Origin of the sequence: Streptomyces sp. NPDC005302, from assembly GCF_040607345.1 — a bacterium.
Taxonomy (GTDB): Bacteria; Actinomycetota; Actinomycetes; order Streptomycetales; family Streptomycetaceae; genus Streptomyces.
Genome location: NZ_JBEXGN010000005.1, coordinates 281,529 through 296,101, shown reverse-complemented (window position 1 = coordinate 296,101; position 14,573 = coordinate 281,529). Strand labels below are relative to the sequence as shown.

Sequence of the window (14,573 nt, the reverse complement as noted above, 5' to 3'; positions counted from 1 at the left end):
CCCCCCAACACGCGCCGTCGAGCGCGTGTTCGTCGGTTCTCTTCGTCCGCCGGGGTCCCCCTAGACCCACGCGGACGTGTCACTGGCAGGCCGGGGCCAACGCGTCGTCCACAGCGTGTGGACGTGGAACCCCGGCTATCCGGTCGCGCGACGCCCCCCTCGGCGTCCGGCCATGAACGGGGCCCCCAACCCCCCATGCCGCAACCGGCCAAGCCCCCCACTTCTCTCAACTGCCATCAATCGACAGCCTCTTGCGGGCCCAGGGTTCTACGTCTCCCTTCATGATCGCAAGATGCGAAACGCGGTGTTAACCGGTCATACGCGCTAATTGGGACGCGTGTGCGAAGAAGGGGCACATGGGGGCGTCCGCGGGGGGCTCCCGGGGCATGACGAAGAGCCCCCTCGTCACGACGAGGGAGCTCTTCGGTCGGTGCGCCGCCAGGGACTCGAACCCCGGACCCGCTGATTAAGAGTCAGCTGCTCTAACCAACTGAGCTAGCGGCGCCTGCTGACGCGAAAACTCTACCCGACCCGTGGGGGTGCTCCCGACCGCGGGGGCGTGCTCCGTCGCAGGTGGGAGGGGTCCCGTACATCATTCGGACCGTCAACATGCGACACCGGACGACAGTTGAGAAACTGACGATTGTGCAGAAATGCGGACATTTCCATCTGGAGTGTGAGGGGCAGCGCATGAAGACTCCGGTATTCGAGGAACTCGATCCCGCGAGTGACTGCGACTGCCCCGGATGCGTTCACTGGCGGCGCGTCCTGCCCCCAGGGTCCCGGGCGGCGGGCCCCGTGGGCCATCCGGCGACCCTCTCCCACGTACTCGGCCTCGCCCGGGCCGGGCGGACCCCCATGGCTCTCGCGCTGGCCGCCACGGCGGGCGTCGTCCTCGCCGCGGGGCAGGCGGTGCCGGCGGCCGCCGCCGCGCACGGTCCCGCCCTGCCGGGCGTTCCCGCAGGTGACGAGCCCGACACCCCGCAGGGAGGGAAGGCGCCGCTGCACGGACCCTCGGGGAAACCGGCGGCGGCCAAGCCGGGCCAGGCCGCCAAGACGCCCGCCACCACACGGACCGAGATCATCAACCGGGCCAAGACCTGGATCGACGCGGGCGTGCCGTACAGCATGAGCGCGTACTGGAAGGACGGCTACCGGCAGGACTGCTCCGGCTTCGTCTCGATGGCCTGGGGGCTCCCGGGCAACGAGTGGACGGGCAGCCTCGACACCTTCGGGGTACGGATCACCCGCGACCAGCTCCAGCCCGGGGACATGCTGCTCTTCCACAACCCGGACAACCCGGAGAAGGGCTCGCACGTCGTCATCTTCGGCGGCTGGACCGACTACACCCACACCTACTACGTCGCCTACGAGCAGACCCCGCCGCATGCCAGGAAGCAGTCCACCCCGTACGCGTACTGGTCGAACTCGGACCGCTACGTGCCCTACCGCTACAAGGGGCTGGCGGACGGCGCGGGCGGTGCGGAGCCGTCCACACCGACGGTGCCGGGTACGGCGACCCGTTTCCCGGGGGCCGCGTACTTCGGGACCGGCGCGAACAACGCCTACGTCACCCAGCTCGGCAAGCTCCTGGTCGCACGGGGCGGCGCCCGCTTCTACACCACGGGCCCCGGACCGCGCTGGACGAGCGCCGACCAGCGGGCGACCCAGGCTTTCCAGAAGGCGCAGGGCTGGACCGGCGCGGACGCGGACGGCCGTCCCGGACCGACCACCTGGGCCTACCTGACCGGCGGGAAGGGCAAGGACATCCCGGCCGTCGCCGGCAGCCCCGGGGCTCCGGGCACCGGTACCTCGCACCCGGTACCCGCCTATCCCGGACGCGCGATGCTCCGGCCCGGCGCGAACAACGCGTACGTCACCCAGCTCGGCAAACAGCTCGTCAAGAAGGGGTTCGGCACGTACTACACGACCGGCCCCGGGTCCCGCTGGGGCGAGGCGGACCGGCGCAACGTCGAGGCGTTCCAGCGGGCCCAGGGCTGGCGCGGCGCCGCGGCGGACGGCTATCCCGGGCCGGAGACCTGGCGGCGGCTCTTCTCCTGAGCGGGCCGACCCCGGCGCCCGAAGCGGCCGGCTTCCCCGCCGGACCGGCCGGGCCCGCCCACCGCTCGTGAACACACTTCCAGGCGCGGAGGCATGGAGGCAGCTATGACCACGACGACGTCACACACCCCGGAACACACCCCCGAGCCCGAGGGGCCGCCCTCGTCCGAGTTCCGGTCCGAGGGCCCCGCCGAGGGCGGCGGAGGTCCACGGGCCGTCCGGCTCATCCAGAACGAGGTGACCACCGAGATCCCCGTCCACCTGCTCTTCCGCGACGACCCCGACCCGGTGTCGGTGCCGCTCGCGCCCGCCGTGGTGGGCCGGCGGCGCGGCACCGGCGAACAGCCGAGGATCAGGCGGCCCGCCGCCGGCAGACCGCCCCGCCCGGTCCCGGAGACCGACCCCGACCTCGTCGAGCGGCCCGCCCGGGTGCTCCCGGGACTGGCCGGTGTGCTCGCCGGGACCTGCGGCGTGGCCGGCTGCGCGGTCACCTCGTGGTGGGCCGGCTTCCTGTCGCCCGCCGTCCTCGACGCGCTGCACCTGCCCCAGGTCGCGGGTGCCGGGTTCGGCCCCGCGCAGTGGGCGGCGTACGCGGGAGCCGGCACCCTCGGTCTGTTCGGCTTCGGCGGGCTCGCCCGCGGCCGGACCGGCGGGGCCTGGGTGCTCGGCCTCTTCGGGCGTTACCGCGGCACGGTCCGGCGCACCGGGCTGATGTGGGTCAACCCGCTGGTGCTGCGCCGCCGGGTCGACGTCCGGCTGCGGCACTGGCGCAGCGAGCCGATGTCCGTGGTGGACGCGAACGGCGTCGCGCTGCGGGTGGTCGTGCTCGTCGTCTGGCGGGTCAAGGACACCGCGCGGGCCACACTCGGTGTCGACGACCACCAGACGTACCTGCGCGAGTGCGTGGAGGCGGCCCTGTCGCGGGTCCTGTCGCAGCAGCCGGCCGAACTGCCCCCCGCCGTGGTCAAGGACCTGACCCTGCGCAACACGGACGCGGTCGGTGAGGCGCTGACCCGGATGGTGGCCGCGGACACCGCGCCGGTCGGCCTGGAGGTCTTCTCCGCCCAGCCGACGCGGATCGAGTACGCGCCCGAGATCGCCGCCGTGATGCAGCGGCGCCGGATCGCGGCCCTGGACGCGCAGCACCGTGACAGCGTGCTCGGCTCGGTCGTGGACTCGGTGGAGGACACCGTGACCCGGCTGACCATGCGGGGACTGGTCGAACTGGACGACTACGAGCGCAAGGCGTTGGTCAAGGACCTCACGGTGGCGTTCTGCACGGGACGCGGGGAGGTGTCGTCGTAGGCGGGTCCGCGATTGGTATGGACATGTTCAACTACCCGCAATAATCTGGGACTTGGTCTAGACCTGAACACCGCGCGCACGGCTCACGGGAACATCCCCCACGTCCTCCAGGAGCGGCAGCATGCGCAAACGGACGAACAAGTCCCTCACCAGCGGCAAGACGAAGATGTACGCGGCGGCCCTCGGCCTCGCCACGGCGGGCACGTTCGTGCTCTCCAGCGGCGGGGCGAGCGCCCACGGCTACACCGACCAGCCCCTCAGCCGGCAGAAGATGTGTGCCAGCGGCGGCAGCGTCGCCAACTGCGGTGACATCCAGTGGGAGCCGCAGAGCGTCGAGGGTCTCAAGGGCTTCCCGGCGGCGGGCCCGGCCGACGGACAGATCTGCTCCGCGGGCCACGGCAACTTCAGCCAGCTCGACCAGCCCAAGACCCCCGCGGGTACGGCCTGGCCGACGACCAAGGTCGGCGCGGGGCAGAGCTACAGCTTCCGCTGGCAGTTCACCGCCATGCACGCGACGACCGACTTCAAGTACTTCATCACCAAGACCGGCTGGAACCAGAACCACGCGCTGACCCGCGCGGACCTGGAGGCCACCCCGTTCCTGACGGTCCCCTACAACGGACAGCGCCCCCCGTCCACGCTCTCGCACACCGGCACCCTGCCGAGCGGCAAGAGCGGACACCACATCATCCTCGGGGTGTGGACGGTCGCGGACACGACGAACGCGTTCTACTCCTGCGCGGACGTCACGTTCTGAGGCCGGCACAGTTCTGAGCCTCCCTTGAGGCGCGGGCACCCCCGGCCCGGGTAGGTTCCCCGCACGCCGTCCCGACCGACGGCGTGCGGGGAAGCAGTGTCCGACCACCGGGGGTCCTGATGAGTGTGTTCTTCTACGCCGTGCCCGTGCTGATCATCACCGGGGTGCTGCTCATCGCGGTCAAGGTGGTGCGCCGCTCGCTCGAACTGCGCAGCGCCTGGAGCAGCGGGCTGACCGCCGAGGGCCGCTGCCTGCGCTCGTACACCACGACCAGCGGCGGCAGTGGCGACTCCTCCGTCACCACGACGCTGCACCACGTCTACGAGTTCACGACGCGCGACGGCCGCGCCGTCCGCTTCGACGAGGACAACGGCCGCCCGACCGTCGTCGAGGGCGACATCGTCACCGTGCACTACACCGCCGCGCACCCCGAGAAGGCCACCGCCCACGCGCCGAGCCCGGTCAAGGCCGCGGTGGGCACCGTCGCCATGCTGGCGTTCTGCGGTGTGGTCGTCGCCTTCTGCGTCGGCTTCATGATCACCTTTCACGAGGTCTTCGCGGGGGACTCCTTCTTCGGCGGCATCTAGGACGTCACGGGCGGCGTGCACGCCTCTCCACATCTGACGATCCGTCAATTACCGTACGCGCCCATGGGGTCCAGCAGGCGTACCGTCGGGGAACTCGTGGCGCAGCGGTGGGGCGACCACCGGCCGGGACTGTGGTTCGAGGGCCGGACCGTCAGCCACCACCAGGTGGCGGCGGGCGCGGCACAACGAGCCGCGCTGCTCGCCCGGCTGCTGCCGCCCGGTGCCGAACCGCACCTCGGGGTGCTGCTCGACAACACCCCCGAATACCCGCTGTGGCTCGGCGCCGCCGCCCTCGGCGGAGCCACCGTCGCCGGGATCAACCCGACCCGGCGCGGTCCCGAACTCGCCCGCGACATCCTGCACACCGAGTGCCGCGTCCTGATCACCGAGCGGGCCCACCTGCCGCTCCTCGACGGCCTCCGGCTTCCCGGCGTACGGGTCCTGGTGACCGACTCGGACGACTACGCCGAACTCCTCGCGCCCTACGAGGGCGCGCGGCCCGACGCGTCCGCCGCGCGGCCCGACAGCCGGTTCCTGCTGCTGTTCACCTCCGGTTCGACCGGCGCTCCCAAGGCCGCGATCTGCACCCAGGGCAGGATCGCGGCCGCCGGTCTCTCGCTCGCCGGCCACTTCGGGGTGCGCCCGGACGACACCCACTACATCTGCATGCCGATGTTCCACGGCAACGCCGTGATCGCCGACTGGGCGCCCGCGCTCGCGGCCGGCGCGCGCGTGGCGCTGCGGCGCCGCTTCTCGGCGTCCGGATTCCTCCCCGACGTCCGCGCCTGCGGCGCCACCTACTTCACCTACGTGGGCCGCGCGGTGCAGTACCTGCTGGCCACGCCGCCCCGTCCCGACGACCGGGACAACCCGCTGCGCATGGGATTCGGCACCGAGGCAGGAGCGGTCGACGCGGCGGCCTTCGAGAAACGCTTCGGGGCGCGACTGGTGGAGGGGTACGGCTCCTCGGAGGGCGGCGCCGCCATCCAGCGCACGTCCGGCACCCCCGCCGGGGCCATCGGGAGGGCGGCCCCCGGCGACGACCTCGCGGTGGTCGACCCCCGGACCCGGCGCAGCTGCCCGCCGGCCGTCTTCACCCCGGCCGGGCGCCTGCTCAACGGGGCCGAGGCGATAGGGGAGTTGGTGAACCGCGGCGCCAGCCCCTTCGAGGGGTACTGGCGCAATCCCGACGCCGACGCGGCCCGGCGCCGGGGAGCGGACCCCCGGCCGGACACCCCCGCCGCGGAGCGGGACTGGTACTGGACCGGTGACCTCTTCTACCGGGACACGGACGGCTACCTCTACTTCGCCGGACGCACCGACGACCGGCTCCGCGTCGACAGCGAGAACCTCGCCGCCGCGATGATCGAGCACATCCTCGCCCGGTACGAGGACGCCGCCGCCGTCGCGGTGTACGCCGTGCCGGATCCGGTGGCGGGCGACCAGGTCATGGCGACGCTCGCCCTGAAGGAGGGGGCCTCCTTCGACCCCCGGGGCTTCACGGCGTTCCTGGACGCCCAGCCCGACCTGGGCACGAAGATGGCGCCGCGCTTCCTGCGGATCGTGGCGCGCATGCCCGTCACCGCCACCAACAAGATCCACCGGGTGGGCCTGCGACGCGAGGGCTTCCGCTGCCCGGATCCCGTGTGGTGGCGCCCCCCGGGCGAGCGCGCGTACCGGCCCCTGACGGCGGCCGACACCGACGGTCTCGACGCCCGCTACCGGGCCCACGGCCGGGAGGACCTCCTCGCCCGGGCGGCACCCGCGCCGGCGGAGCCGCCGAAGGGCCCGACCCGGGAGGGGTAGACGAACGGGCTCCGGGCGGCGGGGTGAGGGGTGGCGGGGTGGGACGGGGGCCGGGCCGGGTCGGCCCCGTGCGCACCGGCGGGCCGGATGGTCCGCGCTCACCGGGCCCGCCTACGGTGTTCCGCATGATCCGACCGGTGGCGTACACGGGATATCTCGTCGGCGGCGTGCTGGTCGGCGCACCCCTGTCGGCGGGACTGCTGATTCTCGGCACCCTGGGCGCGGCACTGAGCCCCGTCCTCGTCGGGCTGCCCCTGCTCGCGCTGTTCGCGCTGTCCGGCATACCCGTCGGCGTCCTCGAACGCCGGCGGGCGGACCGGCTCGACCGGCCCGCCGTGCGGCACCGCGGCCCGGGTGACGAGCGCGGCCGCGCGCCGGCCGGCCCGCACCGCACCCCGGCCGAGCCGGGACTCGGCCCCTGGGCACGACTGCGCTTCACCGAGCAGGCGACCTGGCGCGAACTGGCGTACACCGTGCTGCTCGCGTTCGTCCTCTGGCCGCTGGACCTGCTGGTCCTCGCCATGGTCTTCGCCCTCCCCGGCGCCCTGCTCACGGCCCCGGCCCAACTCGCCCTCTCCGGCGAGGAGATCCGCGTCGCCAAGCTCTGGCTCGTCGACGGCTACCCGCAGGCGTCCCTGATCGCCGCGGGCGGACTCCTGCTGCTCCTCGCCCTGCTGTATCCGCTCACCCTGTACGCCCGGGCCCGCGCCACCCTCGCCCGGGTGCTCCTCGCGCCGCGTGAGACCGAGGTGCGGCTCGCCGAGGTGACCGAGTCGCGGGCCCGCCTGGTGGCCGCCTTCGAGGCGGAACGGCGGCGCATCGAAAGGGACCTGCACGACGGGGCCCAGCAGCGGCTCGTCGCCCTGAGCATGCGCCTCGGACTCGCCCGCCTCGACGCCCCGCCCGAACTCGCGGACCCCCTCGCCCAAGCGCATCGAGAGGCAGACGAAGTCCTCGGCGAACTGCGCGAGTTGATTCACGGCATCCATCCCCGGGTGCTCGCCGACTACGGGCTCGGCGACGCGATCGCCGACGCCGCCGACCGCTCGGCCGTCCCGGTGGAGGTCGACGTGGAGCTGCCCCGGTTCACCGAAGCCGTCGAGTCCGCCGCGTACTTCGCCGTCCGCGAGGCGCTCGCGAACGTGGCCCGGCACAGCGGGGCGGGACGGGCGTGGATCAGCGCCGGCTGCACGGCGGGGGACCGGCACGGCCGGCGGCTGTGGATCGAGGTGCGCGACGACGGCCGCGGCGGAGCCGTACCCTCCGGCGGCGGAGCCGGGGGGAAGGGACCCGGCGGTCGGGCCGGTTCCGGCCTCACCGGTCTCGCCGACCGCCTCGCCGTCCTCGATGGAACACTGGCCGTCGACAGCCCGCCGGGCGGTCCCACCGTGCTGCGTATGGAGATCCCGTGCTGAGAGTCGTACTCGCCGAGGACGGCGTGCTGTTGCGGGAGGGCCTGGTGGGGCTGCTGAACCGCTTCGGACACGAGGTGGTGGCGGCCGTGGGCGACGCGGAGGCGCTGCGCGACGCCGTGTCGGCGTACACGCCCGACCTCGTCGTCACCGACGTCCGTATGCCGCCCGGCTTCCAGGACGAGGGCCTGCGCGCGGCTCTCGCGCTGCGCGCCGCCGACCCGCGCCTCCCGGTGCTGGTGCTCAGCCAGTACGTCCAGCGCGCGTACGCCGCCGACCTCCTCGACACCGGTGACGGAACCGGCGTCGGCTACCTCCTCAAGGACCGGGTCGGGCAGGTCGGGCAGTTCGCGGAGGCGGTCGAGCGGGTCGCGGCCGGCGGGACGGTCGTGGACCCCGAAGTCGTACGGCAGTTGCTGCGCCGCCGGCGCGATCCGCTGGCGACGCTGACACCCCGCGAGCGCGAGGTCCTCGGCCTGGTCGCCGAAGGCCGCTCCAACGGCGCCATCGCCCGCGAACTGGTCGTCACCGAGGCCGCCGTCGGCAAGCACATCGGCAACATCCTGAGCAAGCTGGAGCTGCCCCCGGCCGAGGGCACGCACCGCCGCGTGCTGGCCGTACTCGCCTATCTGCGGGGGTAGTTGAGGCGCGGCGGGGTTCTCCGGACCGCTGTGAAGGATGCCGTGGTGAGGAGTCCCGGCCGGTTCGCGCGGGGAGGATACCGGGACACGTGAGCCGATGGGCCCGCGTGCCCGACGCCCGAGCCCAGGTGGGTCTCGAACCGATCGAAGAGAGAGACACCCCCTGGGGGCCGGACCGTGCACCCGGCCCGACGGTCCGGCGGTGCCCCACCCACCCTCCACAGCACCCGAAAGGCACTCATGTCCCCCACGCATGACACGCTCGACCGCGGCCACGGCGACGACCTGCTCGCCTTCGTCAGGGCCAGCCCCTCGCCGTACCACGTGGTGGCGAGCGCGGCGCAGCGCCTGGAGAAGGCGGGCTTCGCGGAGCTGCGGGAGCGGGACGACTGGACGGCCGGGGCCGAGGGCGGCCGGTACGTGGTCCGCGCGGGAGCGCTGCTCGCCTGGTACGTGCCGCCGGGCGCCCCCGCCCACACCCCGTTCCGGATCGTCGGCGCCCACACCGACTCCCCGAACCTGCGGGTCAAGCCCACCCCGGACACCGGCTCGGCGGGGTGGCGGCAGATCGCCGTGGAGGTCTACGGCGGCGTGCCGCTCAACACCTGGCTGGACCGTGATCTGGGCGTCTCGGGGCGGCTGACCCTGCGCGACGGTTCGACCCGGCTCGTCTGCGTCGACAAGCCACTGCTGCGGGTGCCCCAGCTCGCCATCCATCTGGACCGGACCGTCAACGACGGGCTCGCCCTGGACCGGCAGCGCCACATGACCCCGCTGTGGGGGCTGGGCGACGCGCGGCCCGGTGCCCTGCTCGGCCGGGTCGCCGAGGCGGCCGGCGCCGACGCCCGCGAGATCCTCGGCTGGGACCTGATGCTCCACGACGTCCAGCCGCCCGGGTACCTGGGCGCGGACGAGGAGTTCATCGTCGCTCCCCGCCTCGACAACCTGATCTCCGTGCACGCGGGCGTCACCGCCCTGGTGGCCGCGGCCGGCGCGGCCCGCCCGCCCGCGCGCGTTCCGGTGCTCGCCGCCTTCGACCACGAGGAGGTGGGCAGCGGCTCGGAGTCCGGCGCCCAGGGTCCCCTCCTGGAACGGGTGCTCGGCAGGTCGGTGACCGCCCGCGGCGGGGGCGCGGAGGACTTCGACCGGGCTCTCGCCGGCGCCCTGTGCGTCTCCTCCGACATGTCCCACGCGGTCCACCCCAATTACGCCGAGCGGCACGACCCGGGCCACCAGCCGCTGCCCAACGGCGGCCCGGTGATCAAGGTCAACGCCAACCAGCGGTACGCCACCGACGGCGCGGGTTTCGCCGCCTTCGCGGGGGCGTGCGAGCGGGCAGGCGTGTCCTGGCAGCCGTTCGTCTCGCACAACGCGATGCCGTGCGGCACCTCGATCGGGCCGATCACCGCGGCCCGGCTCGGCGTGGCGACGGTCGACGTGGGGGTGGCGGGGCTGTCGATGCACTCGGCGCGTGAGCTGTGCGGGGCACGGGACCCCGGGCTGCTGGCGCGGGTGCTGACGGAGTTCGTCACGTCGGAGTAGCCCGGTACGCGTGAAGGCCCCCCACTCGCGTGGAGGGCCTTCACCAAGGTGCGCCGCCAGGGACTCGAACCCCGGACCCGCTGATTAAGAGTCAGCTGCTCTAACCAACTGAGCTAGCGGCGCATGACTCTCGCCTCCCGCTTCCGCGGGCGGCGACAAAAGAAATACTACCTGGTCCTCGGGGGTGCTTCCGACCACCCGCGCGACACCCCGGGGACGCCCGGCGGGCCGGGGCCCGGGGATGCCGGTCCTGCCGGTCCCTAGATCGTGAGGGAGAGCAGGACGGGGGCCGCTCCGCGGTTCAGCGTGTCCGCGGCGCGGCGCAGCCGGTGGGCGTGCTCGACCGGAAGCGAGAGGGCGAGGCAGCCGACGGAGGAGCCCGCGGTGATCGGGACGGCCGCGCAGACCGTGCCGATCGCGTACTCCTGGAGGTCGAGCACCGGCACGGTGGCCGGCTGGGAGTCCAGGCGGGACAGCAGCAGCCGCTCGCTGGTGATGGTCCGCGAGGTGAGGCGGGCCATCCTGTGCCGGGCGAGGTGGTCACGGCGGCCGTTGTGGTCGAGCTGGCCGAGCAGGCTCTTGCCGACCGCGCTGGCGTGCGCGGCGGAACGGAAGTCGACCCATTCGTTGACCGCGGGGGTCGCCGGACTCTCCGCGTACTGGGTGACGTGCACCTCGCCGTCGATGTACCGGCTGACGTAGACCGCCGCGCCGACCGAGTCGCGGAGCCGGTCGAGGGTCTGCTGGAGCGTCTCGCGCACGGCCTGGTCGCGGCCCTCCGCGGTCCCGAGGCGGCTGAGGGAGGCGCCGGTCACGTACGCCCCGTCGGTGACCTGCTCGACGTACCCCTCCCGGCGCAGCATCCTGACCAGCGCGGTCAGCCGGTCACCGCCGAGGCCGGTCCGGCGGGCGAGCTCGGCGCCGGTGACGCCGGTGGTGTGCCGCGCCACCGTCTCCAGAACGCGCAGGGCGTCCTGGGCCGAGTGGTACGGGGCGGTCGGCTCGTTCTTCAGCGCCACGGTTTCCCCCTGCGCTTGATGGCCCGGCTCAAAAAAGACGTCGGTCCGGACGGCTGGGCTCACTCCACGATAACCGTCAAGCAGCTGTCTGTGAGCGCCTGTTGACGAGATCGGTGGTGCGCTCCGAGTCGCTCAGCAGGAGCGCACCACCCTGGCATATGCCAAGGTCACGACCCGTGGGGCATGCCCCACGTGCCGGACCTCGCGCCTTCCCGTCCGTGCCCGCCGTCCGCCCCCGGTTCGCTCCCGTCGTCACAGCACGGCGCTGAGGAATTCCCGGGTCCGCTCCTGCTCCGGATCGCTGAAGATCTTCTCCGGCGGGCCGGACTCGATGACGTGGCCGGAATCGAACATGAGGACCTGGTCCGAGATGTCCCGGGCGAAATTCATCTCGTGGGTCACGCAGAGCATCGTGATGTCCGTGGTGCGGGCGATGTCACGGAGGACGTCGAGCACGCCCGCGACCAGCTCCGGGTCGAGCGCGGAGGTCACCTCGTCCAGCAGCAGCACCTGCGGCCGCATCGCCAGCGCCCGGGCGATCGCCACCCGCTGCTGCTGGCCGCCGGACAGCCGGCCCGGCCGCTCGTCGCACTTGTCCGCGAGGCCGACCAGGTCGAGCAGCTCCCGCGCCCGCACCTCCGCCTCGTCCTTGGACATGCCGAGGACCGTCACCGGCGCCTCGGTGACGTTTCTGAGCACGCTCATGTTCGGGAACAGGTTGAACTGCTGGAAGACCATCCCGATCTTCTTGCGGACCTCGCGGACCTCCTTCTCGGGCGCGGGGAAGAGCCGGTCACCGGCGACGGTGATCGTCCCCTCGTCCGGCTTGGTCAGCGTCATCAGCAGCCGCAGGATCGTCGTCTTGCCGGACCCGGACGGGCCGATCAGCGTGACGTGCTTGCCGGAGTCGACACGGAAGTCGAGGTTGTCGAGGACCGTGTTGTCCCCGAAGCGCTTGGTGACCCGGTCGAAGCGGATCAGCTCGCTGCCGTCCACCTTGGGATTGGCGAGGTCCTTCAGGGGGCCGGTGTCGGTGTTCGTGTCAGCGGACAAGGCGTCGCTCCAGGGCTCGCAGCAGCAGGGAAGCCGGGTAGGAAATGAGGATGAAGGCCACGCCGATGACCGTGAGCGGCTCGGTGAACTGGAAGTGCTGCTGCGAGTACAGCCGCGCCTCCCCGAGCATCTCCAGCACGGTGATCGTCATCAGCATCGGGGTGTCCTTGAGCATGGCGATGACGTAGTTGCCGAGCGCCGGCACCACGCGGCGGATCGCCTGCGGCAGGATCACGGCCGTCCAGGTGCGCCGCACCGGCAGACTGAGCGCGGTGGCCGCCTCCCACTGGCCGGCGGGCACCCCCTCGATACCGGCCCGGTAGACCTGCATCGTGTACGTCGAGTAGTGCAGCCCGATCGCGACGACACCGGTGGTCAGCGCGGAGAACGTGATGTTCCACTCGGGCAGCACGTAGAAGAGGAAGAACAGCTGCACCAGCAGCGGGGTGTTGCGGACGAACTCGGTGACCACCCCGACCGGCCAGCGCACCCAGCGCGTCGGCGTCCGCATCAGCAGCGCCCACACCAGACCGAGCGCGAACGAGATCACCGAGCCGAGGGCCAGTGCCTGCAGGGTGACCAGCAGGCCGTCCCAGAAGTGCGGCATGAAGTCGCCGACGGCGTTCCAGTCCCACGTCATGAGGCACCTCCGGTCGTCGTCTCCATGAGGTCCGTGGTGCTCATGAGCCACTCCCGCCCGCGGTACCCGCACCGGCGCCCACGCCGGTCGTCTCCGCCCGCTTCAGCTCGCGCGCCGGCATGCTGTCCGGCTCCTTGCCGATCCCGGCCTTCAGCCGCTTCTCCAGACCGCGCATCAGCCGGGTGAGCAGGAAGGCGATGACGAAGTAGATCAGCAGGACGTACGTGTAGACCTCCGCGCTCTGCTGCAGCGCGAGCCGCACCAGGTTGGCGCTGAACGTCAGATCGCCCATGCCCATCACGGAGACCAGCGCGGTGCCCTTGAGCAGCTCGACGAGCAGGTTGCTGAACGGAGGCACCATCTCCGGCACCGCCTGCGGCAGCAGGATCAGCCGCATCCGCTGCCAGTGCGTGAAGCTGAGCGCGATCCCGCCCTCACGCTGCGCCGGGTCGACCGCGTTCAGCGCGCCGCGCACGATCTCCGAGCCGTACGCGCCGTACGTCAGCCCGAGCGCCAGCGTGCCCGCCCACAGCGGGACCAGCTGCCAGCCGAAGGCGAGCGGCAGCACGAAGTACACCCAGAAGATCATGATCAGGGCGGAGGTGCCGCGGAACACCTCGGTGTAGAAGCCCGCGAGGAAGCGGACGACCCATCGCCGCGAGGTCCGCGCGATGCCGACCACGAAGGACATGGCACCGGCCAACAACGCGCTGCAGAACAGCAGTTGGACGGTGACCCAGATCCCTTTGAGGACGAGTTCCCAGAGTCCCGATGTCATCCGCGGCAGAGCTCCTTCGCGGTCATGTCGGTCATCTCGGCCTTGGTGAAGCCGAACGGCCGCAGGATGCGGAAGAGTTCGCCGCTCTCCTTCATCTTGCGCAGCTCGACGTTGAAGGCGTCCCGCAGCCTCGTCTCCGGAGAACGGAAGGCGAACCCGCCGCCGTCGACGTGCGGCTTGCCCTTGACCAGCGGCGCGAAGGGCTTGGTGCTCTCGGCCTTGCCGGACTTCCTGACCACCTCGCGGACGGTCAGCGCGGTCCCCGAGAAGACGTCGGCGCGGCCCGCCTCGACGGCGTTCAGGCCCGCGACCTGGTCCGGCACGATCAGGATCTCGCTCTCCTTGTACCCGGCCTCGACGGCGTACTGGATCTCCGCGTACCCCGTGCCCGTCGCGAACTTGGCCTTCTTGGCCACGATGTCCTTGTAGTCGTGCAGGCCCTTCGGGTTGCCCTTGCGCACGATGAACGCGTCGAGCATCTGGTAGTCGGGGTCGGCGAAGATGACCTGCTCGCACCGCTCGGCGTTGATGTACATCCCGGCGGACACGACGTCGAACTGCTGCGAGTTGAGCCCGGGTATGAGGGAGCCGAACTCGGTCGGCACCGGCTGGACGCGGTCGACGCCGAGCCGCTTGAAGACGGCCTTGGCCAGTTCCGGCGCCTCTCCGGTGAGGTGGCCGTCCCGGTCGATGTACCCGAAGGGGATCTCGCCCGCGATACCCAGGCGGACCACGCCCTGCGCCCTCAGCCGGTCGAGGAGGTCGCCGCCGTCGGTCGAGGACGCGGTGGCCACCCGACTGCAGCCTGCGGCACCCAGCGCACCGAGCGCCGCGACCCCCGCGAGCAGCGACCGGCGGGTGGTCCCGGGTGTGTGTCTGTCGTGTGCGCGGTCATTTCCGCGTGCTTTCCCAAGAGGTGGAGCCATGGCCGCGCGGCTACCCGAGACCATGCGAAGTATTCGGATCGATTTC

The 14,573-nt window shown here is 72.1% G+C and carries 13 protein-coding genes and 2 tRNA genes; 8 read left to right on the top strand and 7 right to left on the bottom strand.

What is annotated here, in order from left to right; translation table 11 throughout:
- Window positions 1-431: 431 nt before the first annotated feature.
- A tRNA-Lys gene (locus tag ABZT74_RS09975) sits at window positions 432-505 on the bottom strand.
- A gap of 185 nt (window positions 506-690) precedes the next feature.
- Here ABZT74_RS09975 and ABZT74_RS09970 point away from each other — a divergent pair.
- The 8 genes from ABZT74_RS09970 (at window position 691) to ABZT74_RS09935 (ending at window position 10,111) form a co-directional block, all read left to right on the top strand.
- Window positions 691-2,061, top strand: a complete 1,371-nt coding sequence (locus tag ABZT74_RS09970) for a peptidoglycan-binding protein (RefSeq protein ID WP_356433970.1) — start codon at window positions 691-693, stop codon at window positions 2,059-2,061.
- 105 nt (window positions 2,062-2,166) lie between these two features.
- Window positions 2,167-3,366 carry an SPFH domain-containing protein gene (locus tag ABZT74_RS09965; RefSeq protein WP_356433968.1) on the top strand — a complete coding sequence of 400 codons (1,200 nt, stop codon included), beginning with the start codon at window positions 2,167-2,169 and terminating at the stop codon, window positions 3,364-3,366.
- A 121-nt stretch (window positions 3,367-3,487) separates the two neighbouring features.
- A complete protein-coding gene (locus tag ABZT74_RS09960; protein WP_356433966.1) occupies window positions 3,488-4,123 on the top strand; it encodes a lytic polysaccharide monooxygenase in 636 nt (211 codons plus the stop codon).
- A 119-nt stretch (window positions 4,124-4,242) separates the two neighbouring features.
- Entirely contained in the window at window positions 4,243-4,710 is a 468-nt protein-coding gene (locus ABZT74_RS09955) for a DUF3592 domain-containing protein (RefSeq protein ID WP_356176755.1), read from the top strand.
- Window positions 4,711-4,773: 63 nt separating this feature from the next.
- A complete protein-coding gene (locus tag ABZT74_RS09950; RefSeq protein WP_356433964.1) occupies window positions 4,774-6,516 on the top strand; it encodes a long-chain-fatty-acid--CoA ligase in 1,743 nt (580 codons plus the stop codon).
- Between the two features lie 125 nt (window positions 6,517-6,641).
- Window positions 6,642-7,931 (top strand): sensor domain-containing protein, encoded by a 1,290-nt coding sequence (locus ABZT74_RS09945; RefSeq protein WP_356433962.1) that lies wholly within the window; start codon window positions 6,642-6,644, stop codon window positions 7,929-7,931.
- Window positions 7,925-8,569, top strand: a complete 645-nt coding sequence (locus tag ABZT74_RS09940) for a response regulator transcription factor (protein ID WP_356433960.1) — start codon at window positions 7,925-7,927, stop codon at window positions 8,567-8,569. The genes ABZT74_RS09945 and ABZT74_RS09940 overlap by 7 nt, the downstream gene beginning before the upstream one ends.
- A 240-nt stretch (window positions 8,570-8,809) precedes the next feature.
- A complete protein-coding gene (locus ABZT74_RS09935) occupies window positions 8,810-10,111 on the top strand; it encodes a M18 family aminopeptidase (protein WP_356176749.1) in 1,302 nt (433 codons plus the stop codon).
- A 49-nt stretch (window positions 10,112-10,160) separates the two neighbouring features.
- Here the strand turns inward: ABZT74_RS09935 and ABZT74_RS09930 are convergent.
- The 6 genes from ABZT74_RS09930 to ehuB all read right to left on the bottom strand — a co-directional run bounded on the left by ABZT74_RS09930 (window position 10,161) and on the right by ehuB (window position 14,527).
- Window positions 10,161-10,234: transfer RNA gene (locus ABZT74_RS09930), tRNA-Lys, on the bottom strand.
- Between the two features lie 137 nt (window positions 10,235-10,371).
- Window positions 10,372-11,130, bottom strand: coding sequence for an IclR family transcriptional regulator C-terminal domain-containing protein (locus ABZT74_RS09925; protein WP_355863007.1), 759 nt, complete (start codon window positions 11,128-11,130; stop codon window positions 10,372-10,374).
- A gap of 252 nt (window positions 11,131-11,382) precedes the next feature.
- On the bottom strand, window positions 11,383-12,150 hold the full coding sequence (ehuA, locus tag ABZT74_RS09920) for an ectoine/hydroxyectoine ABC transporter ATP-binding protein EhuA (RefSeq protein WP_355863797.1): 768 nt from the start codon (window positions 12,148-12,150) through the stop codon (window positions 11,383-11,385).
- Window positions 12,151-12,172: 22 nt separating this feature from the next.
- Window positions 12,173-12,823 carry an ectoine/hydroxyectoine ABC transporter permease subunit EhuD gene (gene ehuD / locus ABZT74_RS09915; protein WP_356176747.1) on the bottom strand — a complete coding sequence of 217 codons (651 nt, stop codon included), beginning with the start codon at window positions 12,821-12,823 and terminating at the stop codon, window positions 12,173-12,175.
- A 40-nt stretch (window positions 12,824-12,863) separates the two neighbouring features.
- Window positions 12,864-13,601 carry an ectoine/hydroxyectoine ABC transporter permease subunit EhuC gene (gene ehuC / locus ABZT74_RS09910; RefSeq protein WP_356176745.1) on the bottom strand — a complete coding sequence of 246 codons (738 nt, stop codon included), beginning with the start codon at window positions 13,599-13,601 and terminating at the stop codon, window positions 12,864-12,866.
- Complete coding sequence (gene ehuB / locus ABZT74_RS09905; protein ID WP_355863013.1) at window positions 13,598-14,527, bottom strand: ectoine/hydroxyectoine ABC transporter substrate-binding protein EhuB; 930 nt, start codon at window positions 14,525-14,527, stop codon at window positions 13,598-13,600. The genes ehuC and ehuB overlap by 4 nt, the downstream gene beginning before the upstream one ends.
- Window positions 14,528-14,573 lie beyond the last annotated feature (46 nt).

Excerpts from the sequence above, each read along its gene's own strand:
- ehuC (WP_356176745.1), bottom strand. The coding sequence starts at position 13,601 with ATGACATCGGGACTCTGGGAACTCGTCCTCAAAGGGATCTGGGTCACC.
- ehuD (WP_356176747.1), bottom strand. The coding sequence starts at position 12,823 with ATGACGTGGGACTGGAACGCCGTCGGCGACTTCATGCCGCACTTCTGG.
- ehuB (WP_355863013.1), bottom strand. The coding sequence starts at position 14,527 with ATGGCTCCACCTCTTGGGAAAGCACGCGGAAATGACCGCGCACACGAC.
- ABZT74_RS09965 (WP_356433968.1), top strand. The coding sequence starts at position 2,167 with ATGACCACGACGACGTCACACACCCCGGAACACACCCCCGAGCCCGAG.
- ABZT74_RS09955 (WP_356176755.1), top strand. The coding sequence starts at position 4,243 with ATGAGTGTGTTCTTCTACGCCGTGCCCGTGCTGATCATCACCGGGGTG.
- ABZT74_RS09935 (WP_356176749.1), top strand. The coding sequence starts at position 8,810 with ATGTCCCCCACGCATGACACGCTCGACCGCGGCCACGGCGACGACCTG.
- ABZT74_RS09960 (WP_356433966.1), top strand. The coding sequence starts at position 3,488 with ATGCGCAAACGGACGAACAAGTCCCTCACCAGCGGCAAGACGAAGATG.
- ABZT74_RS09970 (WP_356433970.1), top strand. The coding sequence starts at position 691 with ATGAAGACTCCGGTATTCGAGGAACTCGATCCCGCGAGTGACTGCGAC.
- ABZT74_RS09950 (WP_356433964.1), top strand. The coding sequence starts at position 4,774 with ATGGGGTCCAGCAGGCGTACCGTCGGGGAACTCGTGGCGCAGCGGTGG.
- ABZT74_RS09945 (WP_356433962.1), top strand. The coding sequence starts at position 6,642 with ATGATCCGACCGGTGGCGTACACGGGATATCTCGTCGGCGGCGTGCTG.